Consider the following 16,379-nt stretch of genomic DNA (forward strand, 5'->3'; position numbering starts at 1 on the left):
CTTTGTCACCGGCTTGTGGCGTGCCAATGTTGCTGACGACGCTAGCACAGAGACTGCGGGAGGAAACTACAAAGCCCGCGCGAGGGAGGCATGCATGCCATCGGATCGACTGCAACGCTTCCGCGATCGTCTTGCTCTGCCGCTGATCGCGGCGCCGATGTTTCTGGTATCGGGCGTCGAGCTCATGGTCGCAGCCTGCCGCAACGGGGTGATCGGCAGCTTTCCCACCGCGAATTGCCGTGGCGCGGAACAGCTCGATGAATGGCTCACCGAAATCAAGCTGCGGCTGCGGCAGCATGAAGATCAAACCGGGCGAAAGGCAGCGCCACTTTGCCCGAACTTGATCGTCCACCGCTCCAATGCGCGGCTGGAGCAGGATCTCGCCATGCTGCTGCGGCACAAGCCGGAGATCGTCATCACGTCGGTCGGCTCGCCCGCGCCAGTCTTGAAGCCGCTGCACGACGCCGGTGCGCTGGTGCTGGCGGACGTGGCCTCGATCCGCCATGCCGAACGCGCCGCGGAAGCGGGGGCGGACGGGCTGGTCCTGCTCACTGCCGGTGCCGGCGGCCAGACCGGCTGGCTCAACCCGTTCGCCTTCGTCCGTGCGGTGCGCGCATTCTACGACGGCATCATCGTGCTCGCGGGCGGAATCAGCGACGGTCGCGCGCTGCGTGCCGCCGAAGTGCTCGGCTGCGATCTCGCCTATATGGGCACGAAGTTCATCGCGACGCGTGAGAGCATGGCGGACGAGCGTCACAAGCAGATGCTGATCGAGAGCAGCGCCGACGACATCTTGCTCACCACCGCGTTCACGGGCTTGCAGACCAGCATGCTGAGGCCATCGATCGCGGCCGCCGGGCTCGATCCCGACAATCTGCCGGCGCGCGGCGCGATCAATATCACTGAGGATATCGACGTCGCCGCCCGCGACAGCCGCCCCAAGCGCTGGCGCGATATCTGGAGCGGCGGGCATTCGACCTCGGGTGTCACCGATGTGCTCGCGGTCGAGGATCTCGTTGCGCAGACCATCGCCGAATATCGGGAGGCGGGTGGGCGGTAGCGTCGTCGCCTCTCCCACAGGGGATCGGGCAGGGTTAATCCCGCATCCATCCGGCCCGTCCCACTTAACAGCGGATTAACCATCGCCAGCCAAGAATCCCTCTTGTGGCCGCCAATCAGGACGAGAGGGACAGGCGATGGACTTCAATTATCTCAACGGCAAAACGGCTGCGACCCTGGACGAGATTCGCGTCCGCGTCGCCCATGCGCTGGCCCGCCACCCGCTGTGCCGCAACGTCCGGTTTGATATCGTCAGCGTCCCCCGGACTCGCCGCGGCGGCAATTGGACGGTGACGCTGCAATCGGTCGAGCCGCGCGCGGTCTGGGAAGCCTCGGAGATCGTCGCCGACATCCAGGAGGCCTATGACCTCGCGGCAGCGGCCTGATTTCCTTGGGGTTTCCAGGCGATGTCGCCGTAGTCCGCGCGATTGCCGCCGCGATGGCACGGTTCAGCCTTAATTATCGCCCAGTTTCCGGGCAGTGATCACGTGGACTTGAAGTCGGACGCGGAGAGACGTTTGTCCAAAGCCATCACCATCGTCGCGCTGACCTGTTTCCTCGTCCTCGGCGCCGCCACCACCGCCATCCTCGGCCGCGACAGCGTTCCCAGCGTCAGCGCCGCGATGATCGCCGAGACCCCCCCGGCCAAGCCGCTCGCAACCAACCGCGCCGCCAAAGCCGACCGTCTGGTTCCGACGCTCGCGCTGGCCTCGGCCGCGATCGAGCCGGTCCAGGTTGCCGCCGACAAGCTGGCGCAGGCACCGGCCCTGACCGAGCCGCTGCGTCAGGCCTTCGCCGCCGCCACGCCATCCGATTTCCCGATGCCGAAGCCGAGCGCGCACGAGGCGCCCGCCGCGACCGAGGTTCCGGCCATCGAAGTTCCAGCCAAGCCGAAAGTCGTCGCCAAGCCGCAGCCGCAAAAATCCTATTCGCTGCTGTCCGACGTGCAGATCGCGGGCATCAGGGATCGCCTGAAACTCTCCTCGTCCCAGGAATATTACTGGCCCTCGGTCGAGACGGCGCTGCGCAACGTCGCCCGCAAGATCCAGGCGAACAGGCTGTCGAATCCGAATGCGCCGCCCAGCGCGCAGATCGATCCGAATTGCGACGAGGTGCAGCAGTTGAAGTCGGCCGCGATGCCGCTGTTGTTCCAGCTTCGCGACGACCAGAAGGAAGAAGTGCGCAAGCTCGCTCGCCTCATCGGGCTCGAGAAGGTCGCGCAGCAGATCTGATGCACGCGGTTCCTCGTCGAGGAGCCGCGGCATATCAGGAACATCTGGCAATCCCCAGGCGTTGCCCGCTCCAAAGAGGGAGTGGATGAATGCGCGCCTCGACAGCCTATTTTGTCGGTGCAGGAACCATCATCGCGGCCATCGCCATTGGTCTCGGTGGTGGCATCGTTGCCGGCAACATCATGAACCCGGTTGAGTCCAAGCAGGGGCCGGACACCAGCAAGATGGCGCAGCGCGCGGCAACTCCCACGCCGGCCAGCACCAACGCTCCCTCCGAGCGTGTGAACTATCTCACCGGCTCACAAGCCTTTGGCGCGATGATCGCCGCGCCCGCACAGGCCGAAGCAAAGCCTGAACCCGCAAAACCCGACACGCCAACTACGCAGGCGAATGTCGCACCGGCGCCGCAACCTTCGCAAGCCGCTGCAGTCGAGCCGCCCAAGCCCGCCGCTGCGCCACAGGCCGCAAAGCCTGCCGAGCAGCAGGCCTCGACCGAGCCGTCGTCCTCACCGAACGCCTATGCCAAGGCGAGGGATTCCGATGTGAAGCGCGTCGCGTCCGAACGGCGCCGCGCCGAGCGTCGCGAGCGCTGGGCCGAGCGCCGCTATTATTACGAGTCCCGCGAGCCGCGCGGCATGCGCGACCGCACCGATTGGGATGACGTCGCGCGTAACATTCGCGAGGATTCCGATGCGCGCGATTACGCGGGGCGGTCGCGCGGCGGCTTCCCGCAGATCAGGCTGTTTGGGCCTGACGACGATTAGCACCTGAAGCGGGGATCAAGCGGAGCAGTCGCGCCAGCGACCGTCACGTCATTCCGGCGCGCCGCAACCCCTCGAGATAGTGCGTACGATCCTCTTCCCGCAGCATCGGCAGCTCGCGCGTGATCCAGGCAAGCGAGACCTCGGGCTGGGCGCGGCGTAGGCCTTCCAGGGCGGATGCCGCGAGGGCGGGATCGCCGAGCATGCCGGCGGCGGCCGTCAGCACGCGGTGGGCGCCGACGAAATCCCCGCGCTGGCGCATCGATTCCCGAGCCATCTGCACGGCGCCCGCGTAGTCGCGGCCGACGAACCGAGCATAGGCCGCAACCCCGCAATAGATCGCCGCGAGCGGGTCGCGCGGGCTCAGCCGCAGCGCGCGGCGGGCGGCGGCATCGCCGTCCTGCCATCGTCCGGCATAGCACAGCGTCACGCCGTGGAAGGCATGCGCCATCGCGAAATTCGGGTTGAGCCGCAGGGCCAGCTCGAATTCAGCCAGCGCGTCGTCAAAGCGGCGGCGGAACAGATAGGTGTAAGCAAGGCCGTGATGGGCCCAGGCATCCTCGCGATCGGCCTCCACGGCAGCGAGCGCCGCACGTTCGGCGACCGGCACGGTCGCCGCCATGTCGGCCCAGCCCATATGTGCGCCGAACATATGGCTGGTCGCGAGCAGGCCGAGCGCCTTGCCATAGGCGGGATCGACCGCCACCGCTTCTTCCAGCAGCTTCTGCGCGGCGGCATTGTCCTCGCGGGTGATGCGCCAATAATGCGACAGCGCACGCATCACGAGGTCCCATGCATCCAGGCTGCCCGGCGGCTTCTGCTGGGCCCGGAAGCTTTCGGCAGCATAGAGCTGCGGCTCGATGGCGGCGACGATCGCTTCCGTGATCTCGTCCTGCACGGCGAAGATGTCGGCGAGCTCCCGGTCGTAGCGTTCGGCCCAGAGATGGCTGCCGGTCGAGACGTCGTTGAGCTGGGCCGAGATGCGCACCCGTTCGCCGCTCCGCCGCACGCTGCCCTCGACCACGTAGCGCACCCCGAGCTCCCGCGCGACCTCGTGGATGTGCACGGCGCGGCCCTTGTAGACGAAGGAGGAGTTGCGGGCGATGACGAAGAACCAGCGCAGCTTCGACAGCGCCGTGATGATGTCCTCGCTGATACCGTCGGAGAAATAATCCTGCTGGACCTCGCCGCTCATATTGGTGAAGGGCAGCACGGCGATCGCGGGCCGCTCCGGCAGCCCGAAGGTGGCCTGGGACGGGGCGATCCGGACCGGCTCCGGCGCGACCGCGCCGATTTGTGTCTGGACGTCGCCGACGAAGCGAAAACCCTTGCGCGTGATGGTACGGATCAGCGACTGGCTCGCGCCATCGTCGCCGATCGCCTTGCGCGCCGCGTTGATCCGGCTGGTCAGGGTGGATTCGGAGACGCTACGCCCGTGCCAGATCTTGTCGATCAACTCGTCCTTGCTGACGACCCGGTCGCGGTTCTGCATGAGATGGACGACGAGGTCGAAAACCTGCGGCTCCACGGCAATGGGAACCTGCTCGCGGCTCAGCTCGCGCCGGTCGGTATCCAGAAGGTGGTCCCGGAACAGAAACTGCACGTCGAAAACTCGGGCCTCATTGCGAAATCGGGCAAACAAACAAAATGAAATTTGGGTCGAAAGATCGTGTGTCTACCGAAGGGGGCGTTTGGTTCATCGCAATCGCGTGATTGCAGCCATGTGGTTTTCCGAGGGGGAATACATCCGCAGCTAGAATGTTGCGGTGTAAATCTGGCGACGAGATCAGGTCGCCCCTCCAGCACCGTCATCCTGGAGCGCGGGAGCGTAGCGCAGGCCCTCTCAGCGACAACGGCTTCGCCATTGCGCGGGAATGCCGTTTTAGTGTCGCGCACAACGGCGAATGCCCTTTGCCGATCTGCCCTGCGTACGTAAGGTACACCGACAGAAAACACCAACCCAGAAGAAGTGTCCATGCCTGCTTTCCCCGCCGCCACCACTGTGCTCGACTCCCTGCTGTTTCGCGACGCTTTCGGCACGCCTGAGATGCGTGAGGTGTTCTCGGACGTCGCGACGGTCGCACGCTATGCCGAGGTCGAGGTGGCGCTGGCGAAGGCGGAGGCGAAGTGCGGTGTGATCCCACAGGAGGCGGCCGCAGCGATCGCGGCGCGGACCGACATCGGCGCGCTGGATTTCGATCTGCTCAGGCACGAGACCGATGTCGTCGGCTACCCGATCCTGCCTTTGGTGCATCAGATGGTGAAGCAATGCGGCGAGGCGGGCCGCTACGTGCATTGGGGCGCCACCACGCAGGACATCATGGACACCGCCGTCGTGCTGCAACTGCGTGCCGCGCTCGAGATCGTCGAACGCGACATCGCCGAGCTGCGCAAGATCCTCGCCGATCTGTCGAAGCGCCATCGCGACACTGCGATGGCGGGCCGCACCCATCTGCAACAGGCGCTGCCGGTGACCTTCGGCTACAAGTCCGCGATCTGGCTCGCGATGTTCGACCGCCATGCCGAGCGGCTGGCGCAGCTGAAGCCGCGCGTGCTGGTCGGCCAGTTCGCCGGTGCGGCCGGTACGTTGGCTTCGCTCGGCGACAGGGGGTTCGAGGTGCAGGAAGCGCTCTGCACCGAGCTGAAGCTCGGCGTTCCCGCCTCGACCTGGCACGTCGCGCGCGACGGCTTTGCCGAAGCCGTTAACTTCCTTGCTCTCGTCACCGGCTCTCTCGGCAAGATCGCGCTCGACATCATGATGATGGCCTCGACCGAGTTCGCCGAGGTCTATGAGCCTTTCGTCAAGGGGCGCGGCGCCTCCTCGACCATGCCGCAGAAGCGCAACCCGATCTCCTCGGAGCTGATGCTTGCGGCCTCCAAGGCGGTGCGCCAGCACGCCGGCCTGATGCTCGACGCCATGGTGCAGGATTTCGAGCGTGCCACCGGCCCCTGGCACGCGGAATGGATGGCGATCCCGGAAAGCTTCGTGCTGACCGCCGGCGCGCTGCATCAGGCGAAGTTCGCGCTTGGGGGCCTCATCGTGGACGAGGCGAAGATGAACGACAATCTCGCCATCAGCCGCGGCCTGATTGTGGCCGAAGCGGTCATGATGGGCCTCGCCCCGCAGATCGGCCGGCAGGAGGCGCACGACGTCGTCTACGACGCCTGCCGTCAGGCCAACGAGAGGGGAATGAGCCTTGCTGACGCGCTATCCGCAGATTCACGGATATCGAGCCGCATCGATCGTGCCACAATCGAGGCGCTCACTTCACCGAAAAATTACCTCGGCCTTGCGCCCGCCATGGTCGACCGGGTGCTGGCATCAGCAACGCGTTGAAAACCAAAATGCGTGAAACTGCGTATCTTTCCAAGGGCGCAAGACGCTCGCATACTTGTGCCCCGCGATGCTAGACTTAAATTGAGTGAGCGACTTTCGGCAGAGGGCCCGGTATGACTGATCAACGCAATCCTTCCACTCCCATCGATCCGGCGAAGCTCGACCGGCTGGCCGAGGTGGCGGTGAAAGTGGGCCTGGGCTTGCGGCCGGGACAGGATCTGCTTCTGACGGCGCCCGCGATCGCGCTGCCGCTGGTGCGGCGGATCGCCGTGCATGCCTACAAGGCCGGCGCTGGCCTCGTGACGCCGATCCTGTCGGACGAGGAGATGACGCTGGCGCGCTACCGCCACGGCCACGACAACAGTTTCGATCGTGCCGCCGGCTGGCTCTACGAGGGCATGGCCAAGGCGTTCTCCGACAACACTGCACGGCTCGCCATCGTCGGCGACAACCCGATGTTGCTGTCGGGCGAGGATCCTTCCAAGGTGGCGCGCGCCAGCAAGGCCAATTCGATGGCCTATCAGCCTGCGCTGGAGAAGATCGTCAATTTCGACACCAACTGGAATATCATCGCCTATCCGAGCGCGTCCTGGGCGAAGCTGGTGTTCCCGAACGATCCCGAGGACGTTGCGGTCGGCAAGCTCGCAGACGCGATTTTCGCCGCGTCCCGTGTCGATCGCGAGGACGCGATCAGCAATTGGGCGAGCCACAATGCGGTGCTGCGCGAGCGCACCAACTGGCTCAACGGCCAGCGTTTCCGCGCGCTTCAGTACTCGGGTCCCGGCACCGATCTCACCATCGGCCTTGCCGACGGCCACGAATGGGAAGGCGGCGCCTCGCTGTCCAAGAACGGCATCAGCTGCAACGCCAATATCCCGACCGAAGAGGTCTTCACCACGCCGCATTGCCGCCGCGTCTACGGCCACGTCGTGAGCTCGAAGCCGCTGTCCTATCAGGGCACGCTGATCGACAACATCGCGGTGCGGTTCGAGGACGGCAAGATCGTCGACGCCAAGGCCTCGCGCGGCGCCGAGGTGCTGAACAAGGTGCTCGATACCGACGAGGGCGCGCGGCGCCTCGGCGAAGTGGCCTTGGTGCCGCATTCCTCGCCGATCTCGCAGAGCGGGCTGTTGTTCTACAACACGCTGTTCGACGAGAACGCGGCCTCGCACATCGCGCTCGGCCAGTGCTATTCGAAATGCTTCGTCAACGGTGCCCAGCTCACGCCGCAGCAGATCGCGGCGCAAGGCGGCAACCAGAGCCTGATCCATATTGATTGGATGATCGGCTCGGCCGAGACCGACATCGACGGCATCTTGGCCGACGGCAGCAAGGTGCCCGTCTTCCGCAAGGGCGAATGGGCGAAGTCGTAATCTAGACGTGGTCCACCTCTCCCGTAGGGAGAGGTGGATCGCATCGAAAGATGCGATTCGGGTGAGGGGTTACAGCCTCACGTCATGCTGCGGCCCCTCACCCGGATTGCTGCGCAATCCGACCTCTCCCCGCTGGGGAGAGGTAAGGGTCGGCCGATAGACTTCATTAGACTCACGTCAAGTGCTCTCTCACGCCGCCGCGTTGCGCAGGGTCGGGCTATTGTCGATGCTGAAGCGGTTGAACAGCGTCGTGAACGGGCTGCCGTCGGTGGCCCGCACGATCGCGTCGGACGCCGCCACCGCCTCGTAGAGCGCGCCAACCGGATCGTCCGCGTCCGCCAGCGCGAGCGCGCCGCGGATTTGTTCACGGGCCTCGCTGACGTCATCCTCGTCTTGGAGCCTTGCCTCCAGCGCATCCGCCGCGCGGCGCATCTCTGCAAGGTCGCCGCCCCCGGAGAATTTGAGGATGTCGCGCCAGTAAGGACGGGCAACGACAAGCTGGATCAATGCATCGAAACTTTCCGCGATGATGCCCGCGCGGCCCTCTGACGAGACATAGAGCACATTCTGTGACGGCAGCAGCACGAACGCGCTGCCGGAGCCGTCACTGTCGATGTGCCGCGGGCTTTCGATGCCGTCGATGGTGAACCAGGGCTCCTCGTCCGGTTCGAAGGAGACGTCGAGACTGCGGAGCCTGGCGACGACCTCGCTGTTGGCTGTCAGAATCTCCGGCGTGAGGGGCATCGGTGCGGCTCCTTCCCAAGACTTCGCGCACTTTGTCGCACCCCGGACAAGCTAGGTTCATGTGTGCGAATTCGCAGAGGAAATCGTGACGTTAACCGTATCGCACCCGCAACTCGGGGCTGATTGTCGAGTACCATGTAAGAAAGAATTAAAAGCAGCCTACTAGCGTCCCAACTTCTTTCGAAGCAATCCGGGCCGAGACCCGGCCATTCATATTTATATCTTCTGGGGAAGCAGATGTCGCGCACATTGATTGAAATCGGTAGTTGCAATGTGGACCTCGAGCTGCGGCCGATCGAGCCGTCCTGGATCATCGAGGGCAATCCGGTATCCCGCTCCCGCGTCCTGTCGACCAGCGCGGACGGCACCGCGCAGACGATCATCTGGCACTGCACCGAAGGCCGCTTCAACTGGTACTACGACATCGACGAGACGATCATGATCATGGAAGGATCGATCGTGCTCGAGAGCGACGGCATGCCGCCCAAGCGCTACGGCCCCGGCGACGTCATTTTCTTCCGCGACGGCGCGCATGCCAAATGGCATGTCGAAGGCCACGTCAAGAAGATCGCCTTCTGCCGCAAGACCAATCCGGTGATGATCGGTTTCCTGATCCGCGTCGTCAACAAGCTGAAGAAGATGTTCGCCTCCACCGGCGAGCGCCGTCCGGCCTCGCTGATGGGCGCCGGCTAAGCGGACACCAGGGTTTCAAGGACGCTTCCCAGCGGCCACGACGAAGAGGGGTCGGGATCAAGGTCCCGGCCCCTCTTTTCATCATGACGGCAGCTCGAGCCGGTAGACGTCGATCGCGGTCTGCGAGAACAACGCCGTCTTGTCGGCCTCGCTCAGCTTTGAAGTGATACGCTTGAAGGCGTTGAAGATCACCTGGTAGCTGCACTGGCCCTTGTCCGGGGGGAAGTTGCTTTCGAACATCGCGCGCTTCGGGCCGAACGCCTCGATGCAGGTCTCGACATAGGGCCGCCAGGCCGCAGCCAGCTCCTCGGATGTCGGCGGCCTCTCGCGCAAATGGAAGTCGTAACCAAGCAGGCACATCGCGAGACCACCGAGCTTCACCACCACGTTCTCGCATGTCGCGATCTCCCGGATCGAGGCGCGCCATTGCGCAAACACCTCCTCGCGCCGGCCCGCGAAGCGGCCGGTTCCGACCGGGCCGCCGCAATGGTCGAGCACAATCCTGGTGTCGGGGAAGGCGTGCGCCAGCGCCGTGAGCTCACCGATCTGCGGGTGGAACAGCCAGGCATCGAAGCTGAGCTTGAGGGGGGCGAGACAGGCAAAGCCTTTGCGGAAGGTCGGGTCCTGCAACAATCCCTTCGGCCTTTTCGCATACATGCCGGCGACGACAGGATCTTCGTCCCAGGCCGAAGAATGCCGGATGCCGCGAAAGCGGCCGTTGCCTGCGGCGATCTCGGCTTCCAGCACGCCCTTCGCGGCGTCGCCGAGCAGCAGGTTGGCATGGCTGACGATGCCGGCGCAGATCGCGGCCTTGCCGTAGCCACCGCTCGCGCTCATGGCGGCGACGCCGTTGGCGAACTCGACCTCGCCCACGGGGCGGAATGATTCCGGCCCATGCGCGCGGTACATCGAGCGGCAGTCGACATAGACGGTGGCGATGACGTTGTGGCCGGAGGCGATGTCGGCGGCCATCTCCTCGATCAGATAGCGGTGCCCGCGATTCCACAGATGGTGATGGGGATCGACGATCGGCCGCAAGGGATCGATGATCTCCTCCCGATGCAGCGCGAGCCAGTCCTCACGCGGATCGACGAACAGCCCGCTCGTGTTGGCGGGCACACCGCTTGCTGCCATCGGCCTTCGCTCCCTGATGTTTTGTGTCGGGAGCCTAGCACCTCATTTCCGCATGCAGCAGCGCGCCTTGCGCAACCGCACCCATCATCACGAGCAATGCGGTATGCTCGTCAGCCCGTCCGCCGTCTCGCTCTCACTTCGACCATCAGCCGCCAGTCCGCTGCCGTGGCCGGCTTGACCTCCCCACGCCAGAGGAAGGAGTCCCCGGTAATCTCAGTAAAGCTCCAGCGCGTCAGCTCGCCGGATTCGGTCGTGCCTTCCTGCACGATGTCCTCGCCGCGGGGACGGCCGATCTGCTGCCGGAACACACGGCGGCCCGGATCGAACCAGGAAATCCGCCACGCATCCATGGCCGGATCGTAGACGCGCAGCGTGGTGCCGTACCAATTGCCGGCGATCGGAAAGGCTGCGCTGCCCGCCGGCCGGGGAATGATCCAGACGTCCTGCACCGCACGGCCTTCCAGCACCCAGCCGAAATGGATTTCGCCCGGCGCGGTGTGGCTTCTGCCGTCCGGTCCAAAGGCGGTGATCTCGGCGTCCCAGTCGCCGACGAAACGGCCGTAGAGCTGAAGCGCGGCCGCGTGCTCGGGATGCGGTGCGCTGGCGTGAAGAAGTCTCGCAAAGTCGTTCATGTTGCTCTCCTGCTGCGGAGGATTCAGCACGGATGAGCCGCGGGCGACTTGGAGAAAATTGCCGTCGGTCGTCAGGTCTTGCGCAGCGACAGATGTCTCATGGGACGATCGGCCTCCGCCTGCGTCGACCGATTGCTCGAGCTCTCAGCACGCCAGATGGCGACAACGGCGACAATGACGAGACTCGCGCCCACGAGCATCATGCGAGAGAACGGCTCTCCGAGCACGAGGGTGCCGAGCAGCACCGCGATGACCGGATTGACGAATGTGTAGGTCGAGACCAGGGAGGTCGAGACATTCTCGAGCAGCCAATTGTAGGCGGCGAAGCCGATCACGCTGCCGGAGACGATCAGCCAAAGTGCTGCTGCAACGGACGTCATCGAGACCTCGCTCGGTCTAAAGCTCTCCAGTTCGCCCGTCAGCCAGCTGATCGCGAACAACACGGCGCCCCCGATCGATAGCTGCATGCCCGACAGCGCGATCGCGGATGCTTGATGCGACATGCTGCGCGACAGCACGGTGCCGATCGACCACGACAGCGCCGCCGCGAGCAGCCAGACGATCGGAAGCATGCTGATGCCGGCCTGCTGGGCATTTTGCCATGCCACGAGCCCGACGCCCACGAAGCCGGGGATGAGCGCGAGCAGCGCGATCGGTCGCGGGCGCTGATCGCCCGGAAAGAGCGTGTCCGCCAGAAGGATCCAGAACGGAATCGTGGCGAGCACGATGGCGGCCACGCCGGACGGAACCGATTGTTGTGCGAAGGCGAGAACGCCGTGGCAGCCGACGAAGAAAAGCAGCCCGCAAAGGCCTGCCTGCAACCATGTCCGGCCCGGGGTATTCGCGACATGCCTGCCGCTGAAGGCGAGCAAGATCATGCCGCCGCATAACGATCGAACTGCCATCAGCAGAAACGGCGGTATCGATTGCAAGCCCAGCGTGATGGCGAAATAGGTGGAACCCCACAGGAGATAGATGGCCGCAAACGAGCCGATGACCAGGAACCGTCTGCTCATGATTGCTCCGACTGAGGTGGGTCTTGGAGCAACCAAGTCGTTGACGGGTGATGCGTTCCGGTTCTGAGTCAGACCCCGTCGAGGATGATCACCGTCGGCTTCGTCGGCAGCGTATCCCGCGACATCCGGAACGAGCGCTCGACGCGCCGGTCGATCTCGAACTGCTGGCCGATCCGGCGCATGAAGTCGTCGAGCGGGGTGGCGAAGCGGTGCATCGGCAGCACCACGGAGGCGCGCAGCCGCTTGGTGATCTCGGAAATGCCGTCGAGCGACATGGTATAGGTGCCGTCGATCGGCACCATCACGATGTCGAGCCGCCCGATCTGCGCAAAATGGCTGTCGTCGAGCTTGTGATGCAGGTGGCCGAGATGGCCTATGCAGAGGCCGGCCGCCTCGAAGATGAAGATGGAATTGCCGTCGCGGATCATGTCGCTGCCGGCATCGTCGGCGAAATAGCGGCGGATATCGGTGGTGACGTTGCGGATGAAGGTGTCGCTGATGCGCTGCGACACGATCGCCGGCTTGCCGTCTTCGCTCCAGCCATGCAGCACGTGGGGAATGCGCTTGTCCGGAAAGAGAGTGTAATGGGTGCTGTGCGCCCGGTTCATGGTGACGACATCGGGCAGTCGCCCGACCTGGTAGGCGCCGCTATAGTCGGTCGCGATGCGCAAGCCGGCGGGCGTGTCGATGAAATAAGTGGAGTGGCCGGCATAGGTGATCTCGACCTCGGCCGCAGCTGCAGCCTGCCTGAAGACGACCGGCATGATCCGCGGCGCCGCATTGGCCATCGCCAGGCATTCGCTGCGCAGTGGCTGCTGGGCCAAGGTAGGGGTCAGGAATACGCCGAACAGCGCGATAGCCGCCAAAACCAGTCGCCGCATGGATCCGTCCCCGATGACTTCGCGGCGAAGTCTAGCGTGCAATGCGGAGCCTCGCCAATGGGGGGCGATCAACAGCGCGTCAGTGTCGCACCTATTGCTCGCGCTTCGGGCTGAACTTCCAGGTGACCGCGACAAGGCTAGCGGTAATCAGGCCGCTGATGAGGCCGGCCAGTGGCAGGGCGAGCAGCAGTGCGGCGGTGGCGGCCCAGCCGATCGAGGAGAAGGCCTCGGCGAAGGTCGCAAGCCGCGAGGACGTCTGCCGGCGCCGGAATTGGCTGCGCCTTGCCTGCACCCGGAACCAGAGCTGGATCGCGGTCGCCGAGGCCGCGCTAATGACGATCGCAACCGCGCTGATTGCGGCCTGGGATGGCGAGGCAATGGCCAGCGCCGCGAGCAGCGGAGCGAAGATTGCGGCAATCGCGATCAGCACCACCTCGATCTTGGCACGGATGATGCCGGACGGCATCAAGGGCGCGGTCGCGACCAAGTCGGGCGCGTCCTCGCCCGAGATCGTCAGCCAGGCGAGCCCGCCGGCGAGCTGTCCGGCCGCCATCACGATGACGGGTGTGATCAGTGTCAGCGCCGCGGAGCTGTCGGCGAAATTGCGCCAGAGCAGCAGCGCCGGCGGCACCAGATAGAGCAGCTGCATCAAGGTCTGCGAGATCAGCCAGGGATCGCGCCACAGCAGCATGAACTCCTTGCGCCGCAGCGCCTGCTGGCGCGATCCGCGGCGGAACGGGCGCTCCTTGGCACGGACGCGGCCCGACGTGGCGTAGGCCGCCGCATCGATCGCGGTGTCGGCAAAGCGGTGCGAGAAGATCGCCATCACGCCGCCGAGCATGACCAGCGCGAGCGCGAGAAGCAGCGCCAGCGCCTCGCTGTCGCCCATCGCGGCCCGCGCCGGCCACCACCAGATGCTGTCGACGTCGGGGGCGTAGGCGGCAACGCTGCCCGAGGTCAGCATGGTGAAGCGCGACAGCGTGCCGTAGGACATGATCGCGGCGACCTGAAGCGCGATCACGAAACCCGCACCGATGATGGCGGCGAGGATCTGTGCTATCAGGCGCGTCCGCGCCGGGCCGATCAACCGGAACAGGAGAATGGTGACGGCGATCGCGATCGCCGCCGCGGACAGGCCCATCGCAATGACGACGCCGAAGGCCGCCAGCCAGCGTGCGCCGCCGCCGATCACCAGAACGTCGATGAAGGGCGTCGAGAACAGCAGCGCCAGCACGGTGACGGTCAGCGCGATCGCGGCGATGCGGACCGAGAACAGATTGGCCAGCCGCGCCGGCGAGGACATGATCAGGTCGAGATCGGCGCGGGCGTAGAATACCCGCGTCACGGATTCGATCGCTTGCGACAGCATCAAGGTCCAGGCGAGAAAGATCGTCGCCGAAATCACGATCAGAGAGGATTTGTCGAGCGGCAACTGCAGGTCGGCGAAACGGCCGATCACCGCCCAGGCCGGCAGGTGGAGCAGCGCGGCGAAGCACATCAGGCCGATCATTGCGGCGCGCGCCCGTTTGCGCCGCCCGCCCGTCATCATGGCGAGCCATTCGCGCCAGGCGAGCCGCAGCTCGTGGCGGGCAAACCAGGACAGCGCGGTGGCCGAGCTCATGCCGCTTCCTGAAGCGTCACTAGCGCGATGAAGAGATCTTCCAGGCTGGTGTCGGCATGGCCGTTCTGGTGGCGCAGCTCGGTGAGCGTGCCCTCCGCGACCAGGCGGCCGGAGGCGATCACGCCGATGCGGTCGGCCATGCGCTCGGCGACTTCGAGGATATGCGTGGTCATGATGACGGTGCAGCCGGCGCGGACACGCGCGCTGAGCAGGCCCTTCACATGGCGGGCGGAGACCGCATCGAGCCCCGTCAAGGGTTCGTCGAGGATGATGAGGCGGGGATCGTGCACCAGCGCCCCTGCGAGGGCGACCTTCTGGCGCATGCCCTTGGAAAAGCCCTCGCAGCGCTCGTGGCGGTGCGCCTCGAGGCCGAGCGAATCGAGCAGTTCCTCGGCGGCCGGTTGCGCGATCGACGGCGCCATGCCCCAGAGGCCCGCGACGAATTCGAGATATTCGAGCGGGGTGAGCTTGTCGTAGATCATGGGCTCGTCGGAGACCCAGGCCATCACCTGCTTGGCGGCGACGGGGTCTTGGAGGGCATCGATGCCGAAGATCGAGACGGCGCCGGCATCGGGCCTGAGCAGGCCCGCAACCATGCGTAAAGTGGTGGTCTTGCCGGCGCCATTGGGGCCGACCAGCGCGTAGAATTCGCCGGCGTGAATGGTGAGATCGAGGCTGTCGACCGCCAGACGGTCAAAACGCTTCGTTAATCCTCGGACTTCCAGGGCCGAGTTGTCCGGCTTCATGACGGCCACACCATCCGGTTTGCATCGCCCGCGACCATGACCCGAAGATGTTTCGGCGCCGTGAATCGCACTGCCGCAAATTCCGCCAACCGGATTGGACTAAAGGCAAGGCATCCCGACAAGTCACCGTTTGTTGACAGCGCGCGGGCGTTCAGGCTGAATTGATTCCGGACAAATGGCGCTAATGCGGCGAAACGACTGCGTAGCGACTGGACACAAGATGCGGCAAGGCGGCCTCGAAGAACGCCGGTTGCATCGGGGAGGACGCGCGTCAATGCTGGATTTCGTTCAGCAGCTGGTCAGCGGTGTTGCGCTCGGCTGCGTCTACGGCCTGATCGCGCTTGGCTTCGTGCTCGTCTACAAGGCCACCGAAGTCGTCAATTTTGCCCAGGGCGATCTGATGATGCTGGGCGGTTTCTTCGCCTTCACCTTCATCGGCATGATGGGCCTGAACTACTGGATCGGCTTCGCCGGTGCGGTCGCCGCCATGGCGCTGTTCGGCATGCTGGCCGAGCGCGTGGTCGTGCGGCCGATCCTCGGCTATCCCCAGTTCTCCATCATCATGGTCACGATCGGTCTCGGCTATTTTCTGCGTTCGGTCGCCGGGATGATCTGGGGCACCGACGACCTGAAGATCGAGACGCCGTTCAGCCAGGGCGTGCTGCGCATGGGCTCGCTGGTGCTCGCCTACGACAAGCTCTCGGTGATCGCAGCGACGATGATCCTGTGCACCCTGCTCTGGCTGTTCTTCAACAAGACCACGCTCGGCACCGCGATGCGCGCCAGCTCCGAGAACATGCTGGCGGCCTATTACATGGGCATTCCGGTCAAGCGCGTGGTGGCGGTGGTCTGGGCGATCAGCGCGGCGGTCGCGACCTGCGCCGGCGTGCTGCTGGCGCCGATCACCTTCATCCACTCCAATGTCGGCCTCGTGCTCGGCCTGAAGGCATTTCCCGCCGCCGTGCTCGGCGGCTTCGGCTCGATCCCGGGCGCGGTGGTCGGCGGCGTCCTGATCGGCGTGATCGAGAGCATGGCCGGCTTTTACCTGCCCGAGGGCTGGAAGGACGCCGCGCCCTACATCGTGCTGCTGACCGTGCTGCTGCTGAAGCCCGAGGGCCTGTTCGGCCTCCACGTCCGCAAGAAGGTCTGA

16 protein-coding genes are annotated in these 16,379 nt (G+C 65.0%); 8 read left to right on the forward strand and 8 right to left on the reverse strand.

Going from position 1 to position 16,379, the window contains the following annotated elements:
• Positions 1-94: 94 nt before the first annotated feature.
• From ABIA40_RS34680 to ABIA40_RS34695, 4 genes are all read left to right on the forward strand, one after another.
• Complete coding sequence (locus ABIA40_RS34680) at positions 95-1,060, forward strand: nitronate monooxygenase family protein (RefSeq protein ID WP_271545828.1); 966 nt, start codon at positions 95-97, stop codon at positions 1,058-1,060.
• 136 nt (positions 1,061-1,196) lie between these two features.
• Complete coding sequence (locus ABIA40_RS34685) at positions 1,197-1,445, forward strand: hypothetical protein (protein WP_271545826.1); 249 nt, start codon at positions 1,197-1,199, stop codon at positions 1,443-1,445.
• Between the two features lie 132 nt (positions 1,446-1,577).
• Entirely contained in the window at positions 1,578-2,291 is a 714-nt protein-coding gene (locus tag ABIA40_RS34690; RefSeq protein ID WP_271545824.1) for a hypothetical protein, read from the forward strand.
• Positions 2,292-2,380: 89 nt separating this feature from the next.
• The gene (locus ABIA40_RS34695) at positions 2,381-3,055 is read left to right on the forward strand and encodes a hypothetical protein (protein WP_404545733.1); all 675 of its coding nucleotides are present in this window, start codon (positions 2,381-2,383) and stop codon (positions 3,053-3,055) included.
• 43 nt (positions 3,056-3,098) lie between these two features.
• On the opposite strand, the gene ABIA40_RS34700 is transcribed toward ABIA40_RS34695, so the two are convergent.
• Complete coding sequence (locus ABIA40_RS34700; RefSeq protein ID WP_271545820.1) at positions 3,099-4,655, reverse strand: winged helix-turn-helix domain-containing protein; 1,557 nt, start codon at positions 4,653-4,655, stop codon at positions 3,099-3,101.
• 372 nt (positions 4,656-5,027) lie between these two features.
• Here ABIA40_RS34700 and pcaB point away from each other — a divergent pair, with 372 nt between their 5' ends.
• Both pcaB and ABIA40_RS34710 read left to right on the forward strand, forming a co-directional pair.
• Positions 5,028-6,389: a 3-carboxy-cis,cis-muconate cycloisomerase gene (gene pcaB, locus ABIA40_RS34705; protein ID WP_404545735.1), complete on the forward strand. Its 1,362-nt coding sequence runs from the start codon at positions 5,028-5,030 to the stop codon at positions 6,387-6,389.
• 113 nt (positions 6,390-6,502) lie between these two features.
• Positions 6,503-7,762 carry an aminopeptidase gene (locus tag ABIA40_RS34710; RefSeq protein ID WP_035997576.1) on the forward strand — a complete coding sequence of 420 codons (1,260 nt, stop codon included), beginning with the start codon at positions 6,503-6,505 and terminating at the stop codon, positions 7,760-7,762.
• A gap of 189 nt (positions 7,763-7,951) precedes the next feature.
• On the opposite strand, the gene ABIA40_RS34715 is transcribed toward ABIA40_RS34710, so the two are convergent.
• Positions 7,952-8,506: a hypothetical protein gene (locus ABIA40_RS34715; RefSeq protein WP_404545737.1), complete on the reverse strand. Its 555-nt coding sequence runs from the start codon at positions 8,504-8,506 to the stop codon at positions 7,952-7,954.
• A 237-nt stretch (positions 8,507-8,743) separates the two neighbouring features.
• Between ABIA40_RS34715 and ABIA40_RS34720 the strand changes: the two genes are divergently transcribed.
• Positions 8,744-9,199: a cupin domain-containing protein gene (locus ABIA40_RS34720; protein WP_036036523.1), complete on the forward strand. Its 456-nt coding sequence runs from the start codon at positions 8,744-8,746 to the stop codon at positions 9,197-9,199.
• 81 nt (positions 9,200-9,280) lie between these two features.
• Here ABIA40_RS34720 and ABIA40_RS34725 read toward each other — a convergent pair whose 3' ends face one another.
• The 6 genes from ABIA40_RS34725 to ABIA40_RS34750 all read right to left on the reverse strand — a co-directional run bounded on the left by ABIA40_RS34725 (position 9,281) and on the right by ABIA40_RS34750 (position 15,229).
• The gene (locus ABIA40_RS34725; protein WP_157283014.1) at positions 9,281-10,333 is read right to left on the reverse strand and encodes an amidohydrolase; all 1,053 of its coding nucleotides are present in this window, start codon (positions 10,331-10,333) and stop codon (positions 9,281-9,283) included.
• A 110-nt stretch (positions 10,334-10,443) separates the two neighbouring features.
• On the reverse strand, positions 10,444-10,965 hold the full coding sequence (locus tag ABIA40_RS34730; protein WP_157283012.1) for a hypothetical protein: 522 nt from the start codon (positions 10,963-10,965) through the stop codon (positions 10,444-10,446).
• A gap of 71 nt (positions 10,966-11,036) precedes the next feature.
• A complete protein-coding gene (locus ABIA40_RS34735) occupies positions 11,037-11,981 on the reverse strand; it encodes an EamA family transporter (RefSeq protein ID WP_157283010.1) in 945 nt (314 codons plus the stop codon).
• Between the two features lie 68 nt (positions 11,982-12,049).
• Complete coding sequence (locus ABIA40_RS34740; RefSeq protein ID WP_404545740.1) at positions 12,050-12,862, reverse strand: MBL fold metallo-hydrolase; 813 nt, start codon at positions 12,860-12,862, stop codon at positions 12,050-12,052.
• A 91-nt stretch (positions 12,863-12,953) separates the two neighbouring features.
• A complete protein-coding gene (locus ABIA40_RS34745) occupies positions 12,954-14,483 on the reverse strand; it encodes a permease (protein ID WP_404545742.1) in 1,530 nt (509 codons plus the stop codon).
• Positions 14,480-15,229: an ABC transporter ATP-binding protein gene (locus ABIA40_RS34750; RefSeq protein WP_157283004.1), complete on the reverse strand. Its 750-nt coding sequence runs from the start codon at positions 15,227-15,229 to the stop codon at positions 14,480-14,482. Before ABIA40_RS34750 ends, ABIA40_RS34745 begins: the two co-directional genes overlap by 4 nt.
• 274 nt (positions 15,230-15,503) lie before the next feature.
• On the opposite strand from ABIA40_RS34750, the gene ABIA40_RS34755 reads away from it, so the two are divergent.
• Positions 15,504-16,379 (forward strand): branched-chain amino acid ABC transporter permease, encoded by an 876-nt coding sequence (locus ABIA40_RS34755; RefSeq protein WP_036021277.1) that lies wholly within the window; start codon positions 15,504-15,506, stop codon positions 16,377-16,379.

The organism is Bradyrhizobium sp. USDA 223 (assembly GCF_044909005.1).
In the GTDB taxonomy this organism is placed as follows: domain Bacteria; phylum Pseudomonadota; class Alphaproteobacteria; order Rhizobiales; family Xanthobacteraceae; genus Bradyrhizobium; species Bradyrhizobium yuanmingense.